This window comes from Ruegeria sp. AK4, assembly GCF_056541025.1.
The window spans coordinates 1-12840 of the sequence record NZ_JBQFXS010000013.1 but is presented as its reverse complement, the minus strand read 5'-3'; the positions used below and the strand labels follow the sequence as shown (position 1 = coordinate 12840).

General features: G+C 55.0%; 11 protein-coding genes and 1 pseudogene. 5 read left to right on the top strand and 7 right to left on the bottom strand.

The window, feature by feature from the left end:
• Positions 1–192 precede the first annotated feature (192 nt).
• The 3 genes from ACR0EZ_RS18835 (at position 193) to ACR0EZ_RS18825 (ending at position 3526) form a co-directional block, all read left to right on the top strand.
• Entirely contained in the window at positions 193–1815 is a 1623-nt protein-coding gene (locus tag ACR0EZ_RS18835) for a GMC family oxidoreductase (protein ID WP_480616011.1), read from the top strand.
• A gap of 94 nt (positions 1816–1909) precedes the next feature.
• The gene (locus ACR0EZ_RS18830) at positions 1910–2581 is read left to right on the top strand and encodes an FCD domain-containing protein (protein WP_480616009.1); all 672 of its coding nucleotides are present in this window, start codon (positions 1910–1912) and stop codon (positions 2579–2581) included.
• Positions 2582–3526: a sugar kinase gene (locus ACR0EZ_RS18825; protein ID WP_480616007.1), complete on the top strand. Its 945-nt coding sequence runs from the start codon at positions 2582–2584 to the stop codon at positions 3524–3526.
• Positions 3527–3720: 194 nt separating this feature from the next.
• Here ACR0EZ_RS18825 and ACR0EZ_RS18820 read toward each other — a convergent pair.
• The 7 genes and pseudogenes from ACR0EZ_RS18820 to ACR0EZ_RS18790 form a co-directional block, all read right to left on the bottom strand.
• A pseudogene (locus ACR0EZ_RS18820) lies at positions 3721–3942 on the bottom strand (IS6 family transposase); the annotation flags it as partial.
• Between the two features lie 93 nt (positions 3943–4035).
• A complete protein-coding gene (locus ACR0EZ_RS18815; RefSeq protein ID WP_480616005.1) occupies positions 4036–4548 on the bottom strand; it encodes a hypothetical protein in 513 nt (170 codons plus the stop codon).
• An 11-nt stretch (positions 4549–4559) separates the two neighbouring features.
• On the bottom strand, positions 4560–6959 hold the full coding sequence (locus ACR0EZ_RS18810; protein WP_480616004.1) for a trimethylamine N-oxide demethylase: 2400 nt from the start codon (positions 6957–6959) through the stop codon (positions 4560–4562).
• A complete protein-coding gene (locus tag ACR0EZ_RS18805) occupies positions 6956–7327 on the bottom strand; it encodes a cupin domain-containing protein (protein WP_480616002.1) in 372 nt (123 codons plus the stop codon). Before ACR0EZ_RS18805 ends, ACR0EZ_RS18810 begins: the two co-directional genes overlap by 4 nt.
• Before the next feature lies 1 nt (position 7328).
• On the bottom strand, positions 7329–9311 hold the full coding sequence (locus ACR0EZ_RS18800; RefSeq protein WP_480616000.1) for an ABC transporter permease: 1983 nt from the start codon (positions 9309–9311) through the stop codon (positions 7329–7331).
• Positions 9311–10339: a glycine betaine/L-proline ABC transporter ATP-binding protein gene (locus ACR0EZ_RS18795; protein ID WP_170694194.1), complete on the bottom strand. Its 1029-nt coding sequence runs from the start codon at positions 10337–10339 to the stop codon at positions 9311–9313. Before ACR0EZ_RS18795 ends, ACR0EZ_RS18800 begins: the two co-directional genes overlap by 1 nt.
• A gap of 82 nt (positions 10340–10421) precedes the next feature.
• On the bottom strand, positions 10422–11375 hold the full coding sequence (locus ACR0EZ_RS18790; protein WP_170694193.1) for an ABC transporter substrate-binding protein: 954 nt from the start codon (positions 11373–11375) through the stop codon (positions 10422–10424).
• Between the two features lie 238 nt (positions 11376–11613).
• Here ACR0EZ_RS18790 and ACR0EZ_RS18785 point away from each other — a divergent pair, with 238 nt between their 5' ends.
• Both ACR0EZ_RS18785 and ACR0EZ_RS18780 read left to right on the top strand, forming a co-directional pair.
• Positions 11614–12549, top strand: coding sequence for a LysR substrate-binding domain-containing protein (locus tag ACR0EZ_RS18785; protein WP_170694192.1), 936 nt, complete (start codon positions 11614–11616; stop codon positions 12547–12549).
• Between the two features lie 173 nt (positions 12550–12722).
• Positions 12723–12840: formate--tetrahydrofolate ligase (locus ACR0EZ_RS18780; protein ID WP_480615515.1), on the top strand; the 118-nt coding region annotated here is incomplete at its 3' end.

Sequence of the window (12840 nt, the reverse complement as noted above, 5' to 3'; positions counted from 1 at the left end):
CAGGTCAAGAAAATTATCTGAAAAAGGGCCTAAGTTCCGAAAATGCGCCGCGTCTTGCTAATTTTGGTATGATCATATAGGTGTGAATCGCCACCGTCCTGACTGCCTTCGATAAAGCAGAGCTTTCGTTGGGATGGGGCTGCATGTCGTGCCTGTATCGTTGAGCAGGCGCTGTTCTTCGGAAGGACCAATATGGCCGTCGAATACGATTACATTGTTGCCGGAGGAGGGGCCGCCGGATGCGTGGCCGCCGCACGACTGGCCAAGGACGGAAAGCACCGCGTTCTTCTGCTTGAGGCGGGGTATTCCAACAAACACCCGCTTTTGGACATGCCGCCGGGCATCTTCAAAATGATAAACGGCACAAAATTCATGCGCTATCACAAGACGGTCGAACAAGAGCATCTGGGCGGGCGTGTTCACGACATCCCGCAGGGGCATGTGCTTGGGGGCGGCTCGTCTGTGAATGCACAGGTCTACATGCGCGGACGCCCGTCGGACTACGACGCGTGGCACGACAACCTGCGCGGAAGCAATGACGGTATCGACTGGAACTGGGATGCCGTACTCCCGCATTTTCGCGGCATGGAAGACAACAACCGGCTGTTCAACGACCTTCACGGGGCAGGTGGGCCGTTGCTGGTGTCTGATCCGGGCCATATCGATGATTTGTCGCGACTGTTTGTTCAGGCCGTTCAGGGTTTGGGCGAACCCTTCTCGCCTGATTTCAATGGTGAAAGACAGCGCGGTGTCGGCTTTTACCAATTCATGAACCGTAAGGGTAAAAGGTCATCGTCAGCTTATGCGTTTATTGAGCCGCTAAAAAACGACCCGAACCTGACGATACGCCTGCAGGCCGAGGTTCTGAACGTAATAATTGAGAATGGCAAAGCCGTCGGGGTCCGATTTGCCGACCGTTCGGGAACTGTTCATACCGAAAGATGCAACGGGGAAGTGATCGTCTCAGCCGGCTCTCTGGTGACGCCAAAAATCCTGATGCACTCGGGCATTGGCCCGGCTAATCATCTTCGCGAATTCGACATCTCATGTGTTGCGGACCTGGCCGGGGTCGGGGAAAATCTGGTGGACCATCCCGAAGTTCCGATTACCGCGCGCATCAAGGGCAAGGGTGGCTACTACCGGCAAGGTGAAGGCTTGCGCATGATCAAGAACGGCCTTCAGTTCAAGCTCTTCGGCAGCGGACCGATCACCAGCGCCGGAGTTGAGGCAGGTGCATTCGTCAATCCCCGGGACGCGGATGGTGAGCCGACGATTCAGGCCTTTTGCGTTCCGATCGTCTATGTCGATCGTGATACCCGGCACTTGGTTGAAGACGGATACGGGCTGACCGTTACAACAGTCGTAGTCAAACCCAAATCGCGCGGTACTGTCAAATTGTCCTCGTCCGATCCCAAGGCTATGCCGCGTTTATCGCCGAACCTTTTGAAAGAACCAGAGGATATGGACAGGATGGTAGAGGGCCAGCGGTTTTTTCTTGAGGCGTTCAACACAGCCCCTCTTGCCGACCGGATCGACAAAGTCATGTTGCCGCAACCCGATGCGCGGTCGGATCAGGATCTGCGCGCCTATTGCTGCCGCTTCGTAAAAACCAACTACCATCCGGCAGGCACCGCGAAAATGGGAGCTGACAACGACCCGATGGCCGTTCTGGACCCGCGTATGCGCGTGAGAGGTGTTGATAACCTCCGCGTCTGCGATTTGTCTGCGATGCCAGACATTAATGCAGGAAACACGCAGGCGCCCGCCATGATGATGGGGGATCGTTGCGCGGACCTGATACTCGGGCGTTTATAGAACTTAGGCCGCACGGGGCACTGGCCCGTGTGGACCCAATAACCGAAAGGATATCTTTGTGCAGAACCAAGCTGAAAAAGGGCGAGCTGCGGACATGGTTGTCGCAATCCTTGCTCAGAGAATCCAGACCGGTGAACTGGGTGACGGCCAACCCCTTCCACCTGAGCGCGACATGATGGAAGAGTTCGGTATCAGCCGCACGGTTGTTCGCGAGGCGGTGGTCGCATTGTCGAACAAAGGGCTGATTGAAGCGCGCCCGAGACACCGACCGTTGGTGAGAAAGCCGGGATATGACAGCGCCTTCAGCGCCATCGAAAGCATCGTAACCCATCTGCTTCACCAGCCAGGAGGCGTTCGTAACCTGTTCGATACCCGCATACTGCTTGAGGCCGCGCTGGTCAGGGACGCCGCCAAAACAGCGGACAAGCACGACATCGCCGCTTTGAAACAGGCCCTTGAGGCCAACGAAGCCGCGATAGAAAACAGCGAGATGTTTTATGAAACCGATATCGGGTTTCACCGGATATTGTATGAAATTCCTCAGAATCCGGTCCTGCCTGCGGTCAACCGGGCCTATACGACATGGCTGGCACCGCACTGGATGCAGATGCCGCGATTGCCGGATCGAAACCAAAAGAACTTTGAGGCTCACAAAGAGATTTTTGATGCGGTTCTCATGCGCGATTCGGACGCGGCCGAAGATGCTCTCAAGCGTCACCTCGAGAGTGCCTGGAATCAAGTGCGGCAGACATTCGGAGAGCTTTGAGTGACAGGAAGTAAACGCCCGATCTGCAAGGTCTGCTGCATCGGCGAAGTGATGATAGAGCTTGTATCCGGTGATGGCGTAAACGCAAAACTGGGCGTCGCCGGGGATACGTTCAATACCGCCGTTTACCTGAGCCGATTGTTTGCCGACGCAGACGTGTCCATTTCTTACTGCTCTGCCTTGGGGTCGGATCCTTACTCGCAGATCATTTTAAAGTCGATTGCGGCCTACGATATCGACACTTCATATATTGAAATTCGCGACGATAAATGCCCAGGCCTTTACGCCATAGATACGGATGAAAACGGAGAGCGCAGCTTTACTTACTGGCGCTCAAACTCCGCTGCTCGCACACTTTTCCAGTCCCCGTGCTCCGTTTCAATGCAATCACTAGCAGGGTTCGATCTGTTGTATCTGTCCGGTATATCCCTTGCGATTCTTCCGCCCAATGTACGTAGTAACCTGATCCGCTTTCTGCGTGAATTCAGAAATGATGGTGGGTCTGTTGCCTACGATAGTAACTACCGGCCACGACTGTGGGAGAGCACAACAGCGGCGAGGGATTTCAATCTTGAGATGTGGCAGCTGTCCGATATCGCACTTCCTTCGCTAGACGATGAGATTGAACTTTTCGGGGAACAGAACGAAAAAGATGTGCTGCGTCGCTTAGGCAGGCTTGGTGTAGAATTCGGCGCGCTGAAACGTGGCGCTCTTGGTCCGGTTGATCTCATTACTTCGCAGAAGGTCGAAGGTTTGCATGCCGTCGCAGAAGTCGTGGACAGCACCGCCGCAGGGGACAGTTTCAATGCTGGTTTTCTTGCTGCGCATGTCAGGAGTAAGAGCATTCGGGAGTGTCTGGAAGCAGGCCATAACTTGGCAACAGAAGTGATCAAATGGAAAGGGGCAATCATACCAATACAGAAGAAGGATCACTTCTGCATGTAAGCGAAATTATGTTCAATCACGACCAAGTTTGACATCTGACTCCTTCGCAAATCTGGTTGCGGCTAAACTGAACACGAGCCATCAAACCTAATTTCTGCGCTCGATACTTGCATTCACAATCGGAAGAAGCAGAACCACCTGAGCAGGGGGAAATTTCGAACAACTTGTTTCCTGTTTTGCACGAACCATGTCAGCCATGAACGGTCGGTGGGACGCTTTCTATACCGTGAAGCATCGGCTACGAGACTGGCATAACCGCTCACCCAGCGGTTCAGCGTCGCGTGATCCAGATCAAAGCCACGTTCCGCCATGATTTATTCCAAATACCGGTATGAAACACCGTATCGGAGATAGAAGAAAACAGCGTACAAAATCACCTCTTTCGGAAAATGCGCACCCTTGAAAGAGATCGTCACGATTTGCTCCTGTCTTATCCGAGCACGCGCTATCAAAAGTACGCTCGACCTCACAGTTGGAGAAAAAGTTTGCGACAGAACCATCAGGACTTCTTAGTTGTGGTTTACAAAACCCATCACAACTAAAGTTTGGTTTTGCTTGCTCTTGTCCTTCTTCGACACGCGGTATGTGCCCCGCTCTGTGATCAGTTCCCGCAAGTTGTAGCTGTCGGGGTGGTTCACAGGGTCGGAAGCTGAAGGGCTGCTACCTTCGCGACAACTTATGACTTCAAGCCAAGCGTCGCGAAAAAATAGGTCAGCGCTATCGTTTCGATACGAAAATGACCAAAAGCATGAAATGCCCTTGGTGCCGGCCAAGCCCACAAAGGTTTCACAGACTGCGTTTTCGGGTGCGACAGCAGACGTTTCGTAGTTTTCCAGCATAGTAATCCGATCACATTCGTCGGCCAATCCGGGTGTTGAATACAACGCCAGTAAAGCGACCATGGTGACTTGAAAGAGCGGCAATCTGAAAATGCCCGTTTTGGACAGTATCTCAAAACCAAATGACGAATGCTTTCTTGAGGCCCGGCAACGATCCGACATGATGACCTCGAATGTCGTCACCTTTTTTGCGGCTACTCTGCAGCGTCCGGAACGGTCGCTTCTGCGTATATCCCTTTCACACGTTCCTTTGTCGGATCAAAGTGCGGGAATGGAACGATCGTGGCTTTCAACCGCTTTTGCTGCCCGTCCAGTTGCCCAATCTCAATGTCTGCCCCAATGGTGGCATGTGTAACCGAAATCCGACCCAACGCGATGACTTTGCCAAGGACGGGTGATTTCATTGCGCTGGTTATCTCTCCAACCTGCGCTTTTCCAACGCGCACGCAATCGCCGGGCGAAGGGACAGTGCCGCCTTCGATCTCGAAACCGACCAGTTTGCGGTGCGGGTGCGCCTTGCGTTCCTCGATCGCGGCCCGTCCGATGAAATCGTCGGTTTTTGATTTCAGCGGTACTGTAAAGCCGATGCCTGCTTCAAACGGGTCCGTCTGATCGTCAAATTCCGACCCGGCAAAAATCAAACCGCCTTCGATCCGCAACATGTCGAGTGCCGCAAGCCCGAGCGGCGCGATACCATATTCCTGACCAGCTTCCCAAACGCGATCAAAGATCTCGACCGCATCTTTGGGGTGGCAGAAGATTTCGTATCCAAGTTCACCGGAATAACCGGTCCGGGAAATAACCACTGACGTCCCCTGCACATCGCCCACACGTGCGACGGTAAGCCGGAACCATGGCAGTTCTTCGATCGTTGGTTGCTGAGGTGGCGTCCAGAAGATCTTGGAAAGAATGTCGCGGCCGTGACGCCCCTGCACCGCGATGTTGTGCAACTGGTCCGTCGAGTTACGCACCCAGACATTCATATTGCGTTTGAGCGCCTGTTCCTGCAGCCACAATCCGCTGGTGTCACTCCCGCCAATCCAGCGAAAGTTTGTTTCACCCAAACGATAGACGGTGCCATCGTCAATCATCCCGCCGTGTTCATAGCACATGGCCGTATAGACGACCTGACCAACACTCAGCTTTTTCATGTTGCGAGTCATACAAAGTTGCATCAGCTCTTCTGCGTCAGGCCCGACAACCTCGTATTTCCGCAGGGGGCTAAGGTCCATGACCGCGACCTTGTCCCGACAGGCCCAGTATTCAGCAATGGAACCATGATTGGTCATCGTGTTGGGCAGCCAATAGCCGTTGTATTCTATGAAATCACGGGTGTGCCGTGCAAAGCAGTCGTGAAATGCTGTTTTCTTGGTTTCTTCCACATCCGCCTCCGCAGATTTTCTGTAGCCATAGGATCGCTTGAAATTCTCGGTCGCCTTGTAGGTTCGCACCTGAATATCTGTTGGATTCCAACCATTTGCCGGATCAATGTCGCAGGGGCAGCCGGTGCTGACGCAGACCAGATCCGTCAGCGCGCGCAGCAGCACGAAATCACCGGGCCGCGACCACGGGTCATCCATGCCTATTGCGTTGGTCTGGTCCAGCATTGTGTTGAAGAAGAAGTTGATCGCCGGCCAGCCTCCGCGCGGCTTGATACCATACTGATTCAGATCCTTGTTGATATTGTCCGAACAATTCACGTGACCGGGATAGCCAAGGTCTTCGTAATACCGCGCGGTACAGGCAAGGCCGAAGGTGTCGTGCCGTCCGCAAGTGTCCTGTACGATTTCGACCAAAGGCTCTTGATCTACCGACCAGTATTTCGAGAAGATCCCTGGTTGAGGATACAAACTGCCCATCAGGCTGCGGGTTGTCGTCGGGTCAATTTCGCGCTCGATCCCTTGATCTAAGGCGCGGCGGCTAAAGGCCTGAAAGTCCGAGCACTCGCGGCCCCGGATATCGACGATCTGGATGAACTCCCCGGCCTTGACCTCATAGGATTTGGCATTGCCCGGTTGGATGTTGATGTCCTTGATAGGATCGGCTAGCGGTTCGGGCGGACCAACTTCGGGTTTCTCGAGGCCGGGCGCGGCCCTCTGGATGTACAGAATGATGTCGGTCGGAGGGTTGTTGTTCTCGGGCCGCATCGCTTCGCCCGGTGCGGCGACAATCAGCAGGCCGTCATTTTCTGCTACGAAATGCACCATATCGCCCGGGCGCGACCCGTCCGAAAAAGCCCGGACTGCATCCCCGCGTCCGATATCGAAGCCTGCGACCTCTAGTGCGCGCAGCACTTTCTGTCCCGAGGCCGAGCCATTTGTCAGCGTTGCAATCAACCCTTCGGGCTGCCCATGCCCCTGCGTGCCCAGCATGGCTGCGTCGGAACTTCGGTCAGGAGCAAAAAAGACCATTTCGGCCGGTTGCATCCCATCGCGATCCAGCAAAGTGATCTTGTCGCCTTTGGACACCGGAACCGCACGTGATCCAGCGGCGGGGACGGGATGGCGTTCTGTTCCATGAGGCAGGATAGGAAGGCCGGGGGCCAGAACCCCGCTTCGTTCGTATGGTACCTCAAAAACCGGCTTCACATTCATAATGCACCTTCCTGAATGGATTCGGTCGTACCGCGGTGCGTGACCACTAAAAGGCATCCCGATTTGGTGTGTGAAAAATGGCTGGAACCTGCGGCAAGACTTACGAAGTCACCGCTGCGATAGCTGAATCCATCGTGATCGGTCAGGTCACCCTCAAGGACAAAGAACTCTTCTGGGCCATGATGGACATGCGGGTTCGAGCGCGTGCCTGGCTCCATTTTCATCAGATAACTGCCTTGCCCGGTATCCTGGTCAAAGCTGACATTCTTCCACCAAACTTGTTCGTCGGGCAGGTCTGTCATCTGCATCCTGACAAAGCCGTTGTCGTCGAAACGGGCAACACTGCGTCTGTTTTTTAGCTGTGCCATCTCAGTCGAGCCCCAGTCGCTTTTTACGTTTTTCCGCCCAGCTGCTGATGGCCATGTCAAAGGTCAGCGCCATCAGCGACACGTTCAGGCCAAGGACAAAGTTTTTGCCCAACTCGGTACCTGCCAGCGTGCGTTGCAATTCCTGTCCCAGGTCCTGTGTGCCGATGAAGGCCGCGATGATGACCATGAAAAAGGCAAACATGATCGCCTGATTAAATCCGACGGCCATTGTTGGCAGCGCCAGCGGAAATTGAACCGACATCAGCTTTTGGCGCCGCGTGGACCCGGACATGTCCGCCGCTTCTGTCATTTCCGGGGGCACGCTGCTGAGGCCAATAATGGTGTACCGGATCAATGGCACAGCGGCGAAGATCAGGATCGAGAACACGACGGCCACATCATTGACGCCGAACAGCATGATTGCTGGGATCAGATAGATGAAACTGGGGAAAGTCTGCGCGGTGTCGCAGGCTAGAAGGATGCTCTTGGACCAGCGGGTGGATCGGGCCGCGACAACTCCCAGGGGGATACCGATCAGTGTCGCCAGCGCGACCGCCGAAATCACCGTGTAGAGCGTGATAACGGAGCGATCCCACCAGCCCGAGAAAGCCACGATCGTAAAGAAGACTGCAGCATAGATGCCGGGGCGGCGTCCGCCGACCCAATAGGCAAAGGCAACGACCAGCAGGATGAAGGCGGGGGTAGGGATCGCCAGCAACGTGTCTCGGAACGGGATCAGAACCTTGACGTTCAGGAACCAGCGCAACCATTCGGTCGTTCCCTTGATGGCATCAATCGCCAGAATCGACTTGATTACCACGTCAATTTCCTTGCCTTGGCTCAGGTGCTGCTTGCGGCCAACTTCGGCAAGGATCGGGAAGACCTGCGAGAGCAGGATAAACCCGACAAACAGACCCAGCGCCACCAGCGAGATCTGGTGCCGCTTCCACCATGGGGTGCCGCGTTCGAAATGAACGGGCTGTTTGACGACCCAAGCCTTTGACATCCGATCGAGCATGACCGCCAGAAGAACGATGGTCACACCAATCTCAAAAGAACGCCCGAGTTTGAAACTGCCCATCATCGCTAACAGCTTGGCGCCAAGGCCGGGCATGCCGATGAATGCGGTCAGCACCACCATGGCCAGACACAACATGATCACTTGGTTAACTCCAACCAAAATCTCGGTGCGCGCGGCGGGAACATAGACATGTCGCAGCATCTGCCAGCGGGTGCAGCCAGACATCTGACCCGCTTCGATCACTTCGGGACTGACCTTTTTAAGGCCCAGTGTTGTCATCAGGATCATCGGCGGGATGGCGAAGGTAATCGTTGCCACGGCACCGGCTGTTGGTCCGACTTTAAAGAAGATCACCGCAGGCAGCAGGTAAGTAAAGAAGGGCAGGGTCTGCAACACCGACAAGATAGGCTTCAGCATCCGCTCGAACCAGCCATATTTCCACGCGGCGATACCCAGAACCAGACCCAGCAGGAACGCCAAGGGTGCCGCGACGACAATCACGGACATGGTTTGCATGGCGATTTTCCACTGCCCGATTGCCGCCGTCCAGATGAATGTGCCCGCTCCAAGGGCTGCCAACTTCCATCCCCCTACGGCATAGCCGACAACACCGGCAACTGCGGCAATCGCAGACCATGGGATCGGTCCCAGATTAGGCCAGCGACGCTTGCCTTCCAAAAGGTTGGCCGACGTGTCCAACAAAAACTCCAGCGGGCCTTCGGCGATGAAGCGAGTCACATAGATCAGGCCAAGGTCGTTCTGGATGAAGTTGAAGATCGCATCCAGAAGCTGTGCTGTGGGTGGGATGGCCGCTTCGGGAATGCGGTTCAGCCATTCGGGCAAAACACCGACGACCTTGACAAGGATCAGTGCAAAGGCCACGGTCAGCAATGCCGTAAGCACGCGGGTACGCCCCCATGGCTTGTGCGAGGCCTCGTGCAGATCAGTGGATAGCGTCGCCATCATTCGGCTCCGAGCAAGACATTCAAAGCGGCGTCGCGTTCCAGAACACCGGTGACAATGCCCTTGTCATCCGCAACCGGCAGAAGGATGCGGTTGTCATTAACGAGAACCCGCGCCAATTCGTGGATGGTCGAGCCGCCATTGACGGGCGCTCCTTCAAGAGCATGTCCATTGATCGGTTTCGCCAGCCCTTTTGCGTGTACGACACGGGCTTTGTCGATGTCTTCGGTAAATTTTGCCACGTATTCGGTGGCCGGGTTCATGACGATCTGATCAGGTGTATCGCATTGTTCAACCGCACCGTTGCGCATGATTGCGATGCGATCTGCGAGGCGTAGCGCTTCGTCGAAATCGTGAGTGATAAAGACGATGGTCTTGCCCAGCATCTCTTGCAGCCGCAGGAATTCATCCTGCATTTCGCGGCGGATCAATGGATCAAGGGCCGAGAACGGCTCGTCCAGAAACCAAATATCCGGTTCAATCGCCAGGGACCGGGCGATGCCGACCCGCTGCTGTTGCCCACCGCTAAGCTCGCGTGGGAAGTATTCTTCGCGGCCCTCAAGGCCGACCAATTTGACAACTTCCAAAGCGCGCTCGCGCCGGTCATGGCGATCCTGACCGCGCATTTCCAGCGGGAAGGCAACGTTATCCAAGACCGTGCGGTGCGGCAACAGGCCGAAGGACTGGAATACCATGCCCATCTTATTGCGTCGCAATTCGATCAGGTCTCGCTCGCTCAGGCCCATGATATCCTGACCATCAACCTTGATCGAACCGCCGGTGATGTCGTGCAGGCGCGAAAAGCACCGCACCAGGGTTGATTTGCCTGATCCGGACAGTCCCATTATGACCAGCATTTCGCCCCGGCCAACCTCAATCGAGACGTTCTTGACCCCGGCGATATAGCCGTCCGCACGAATCTCGTCGAAGCTGCGGCCAGCCGGCATAGACTTCAGATAGCTCTCGGGCGAAGGTCCAAACAATTTCCAGACGTTTTGGGCTGAGATTACAGGCGCTGAGGCGGACATGGCTGCCTTTCTTTCTTGTTAAGCACGGCCTTGCTTAAATGAGATCAGGAAGGCCGCGCCAGTTTCGTTGTGTACGACCGGATTATCCGCTGCAGGCGCTGATCCATGGATCAACAACAGCGCGGTTCGCATCCAGCCATTCGGCTGCTGCTTCTTCCGGTTCCAGCTCGTCCGTATCGACCAGCTTGGCCATCTCTGCGATTTGCGGATTGGTGAAGGAAATTTCAGTCAACACACAGTAAGCAGCAGGCCATTTGTCTTTCATACCGTCCCAAGCGGCCTTTTTCAGGTAACCGGTAGCCGGATTGCCGCAATCATACAGCGCATCCGGGTTCGGACCTTTGGACGGGTCTTTGTCGCATCCATCTTCCCAGGCCGGAAACTCGACAAACTCACCGGGCCAGACAGCTTCGGCAAAGTTGGGTGTCCAGTTGAAGACCAGAACCGGCTTCTTGTCCGCCTCTGCGGCACCAATCTCGGCCCATAGGGCTGCAGCCGAACCTGCGTTGATCACGGTGAAATTCAGATCGAGCGCTTCAGCACGCTCTTTACCATGTTTCAACCAGTCTACCGGACCGTCCAGATATCGGCCTTTGTCGCCGGTTTCGGCTGTCGCAAACAAATGCGCACAATCGTTCAAAGCTTCCCAATCCGGCAGGCCGGGGCAGGACTCTTTGGTCCACATCGGATACCACCAGTCCTCGCGGGTGACAGCATCGTGGTCGCCTGCATCATGCAGACCGCCCTTTTCCAGAGCTGCGCGGAAGGATGCGCCAAACGCGCCTTCCCAGACTTCCATCTCAAGCGTGACGTCGCCCAGACGCACCGACTCGTAGACCGCCTGACTGTCAGTCGTGACGTATTCGACATTATCGCCGATCTCTTCGAACAACTGACCGACCACGTAAGACATCACGATCTGGCTGGACCAGTTGTGAATTGGGATGACGATCGGATCGCTGCTGTCTTCTGCGATCGCACCGGTGCCCGCTACCGCTGCCAAGGTTGCAGCAGAAAGTAGGTTTGAAAGTTTCATGTTTGCTCCCTGAGTGACGTTCGATTTTGGATTGAGGGCTCTTCCGGCCCCGAATTTGGTCATTCTGCCTAAGTTTGCGCGAGACGCAGAACAGAAATTTGAGAGGCGTTGCCCATAAAATCTTGAGGCTAAATCGGTTTTTTACTATCTTAACAGTCAGTTGCCTGATCGGTTTCCAGTCGACGCAGGCAAATGTTCTTTGATTGCAATCCGCTTCAGATCGGGAATCCGCCGTCAGATGCCAAAGAAAGCGCCAGTTACCGGGAAGGTCCTCCCGCCGCTCGACTACCTTTTGGCTTTTGAAGCGGCCGCCAAGGCCCAGAGCTTTGCGCAGGCCAGCAAGGTGCTCAACATTTCGGAAACTGCCATCAGTCGCAAAGTGCGTCTGTTGGAGCAACATTATGACGTACCCTTGTTTGTCAGAGGTCATCGGTCGGTTTCGCTGACACAGCAAGGGGCCATATTGCTGGCGACCGTTGAAAAGTCGCTGGATCTGATACGAGACGTCAGCCGTGATATGTTGGCCAAACATCAGGCCAATACGGTTTCGATCTCTGCGACCAACTCCGTTGCCTCGCTCTGGTTGATGCCGCAGCTACGCAAGTTCAACAAATCCAATGGACGCATCCGTATTTCGCTGGTGTCTTCGGACAGCGACGCAGAGTGCCTGTCTGATTCAATGGATCTGACGATACTGCGCGGTGAAGGGGATTGGCCCGGATATGAGGCGCAGCTTTTGTTCGGGGAAACCGTTTTCCCGGTGTGTAGCCCTGATTATCTCAAAAGTAATCCGAAGGCGGCAGCACTATCCGCGCTGCCGGAGTTGGATCTGATTGAAGTGACCAGTAGCCATGCGGAATGGATGACATGGGATACCTGGCTTAGCGGCAATGGAATCTCCACTTCTTTGATGGAACGCGCTGTGGCTTTCAACACCTACCCTCTCTCGATACAAGCAGCGGTCGATGGATTAGGGGTTGCTTTGGGTTGGGCCCATCTTGTTGACCCGCTGCTCGAAAGTGGTGCGTTGGTCAGGCCAATCCACGACGTATCGGTGCGAACGCAGTCGGGATACTATCTTCTGAAGAGCCCATCGCAAAAAGCATTTCCGGAACGACGCATTGTCGAGGATTGGTTGTTGGGGCTCAGCGCAGGTCGCAAGCGTTACGCGTGATCCGAAGGTGCAATCGCGCGATAAATGATCGTTCTGTCAAAGTCTCTGTAATTCAGAGGTTGACCAAAGGGAATATTTATTTACCGTAAAGAAAGAATCCGATTCCGGCCAGGCCGTACATGCGGACCTGTTTGAATTCGTTCGGCCTACTTTTGCAGGGAGTCCAAAACCCAATGAGCTACAAATCCGACATTGAGATTGCCCGCGAGGCGAACAAGAAACCGATCCAGGAAATCGGTGCCAAGCTGGGCATCTCCAGCGACGATCTGCTGCCTTACGGCCACGACAAGG

Coding starts and splice junctions, on each gene's coding strand:
- ACR0EZ_RS18810 (WP_480616004.1), bottom strand. CDS start 6,959: ATGAATGTGAAGCCGGTTTTTGAGGTACCATACGAACGAAGCGGGGTT.
- ACR0EZ_RS18790 (WP_170694193.1), bottom strand. CDS start 11,375: ATGAAACTTTCAAACCTACTTTCTGCTGCAACCTTGGCAGCGGTAGCG.
- ACR0EZ_RS18830 (WP_480616009.1), top strand. CDS start 1,910: ATGGTTGTCGCAATCCTTGCTCAGAGAATCCAGACCGGTGAACTGGGT.
- ACR0EZ_RS18795 (WP_170694194.1), bottom strand. CDS start 10,339: ATGTCCGCCTCAGCGCCTGTAATCTCAGCCCAAAACGTCTGGAAATTG.
- ACR0EZ_RS18805 (WP_480616002.1), bottom strand. CDS start 7,327: ATGGCACAGCTAAAAAACAGACGCAGTGTTGCCCGTTTCGACGACAAC.
- ACR0EZ_RS18835 (WP_480616011.1), top strand. CDS start 193: ATGGCCGTCGAATACGATTACATTGTTGCCGGAGGAGGGGCCGCCGGA.
- ACR0EZ_RS18800 (WP_480616000.1), bottom strand. CDS start 9,311: ATGGCGACGCTATCCACTGATCTGCACGAGGCCTCGCACAAGCCATGG.
- ACR0EZ_RS18785 (WP_170694192.1), top strand. CDS start 11,614: ATGCCAAAGAAAGCGCCAGTTACCGGGAAGGTCCTCCCGCCGCTCGAC.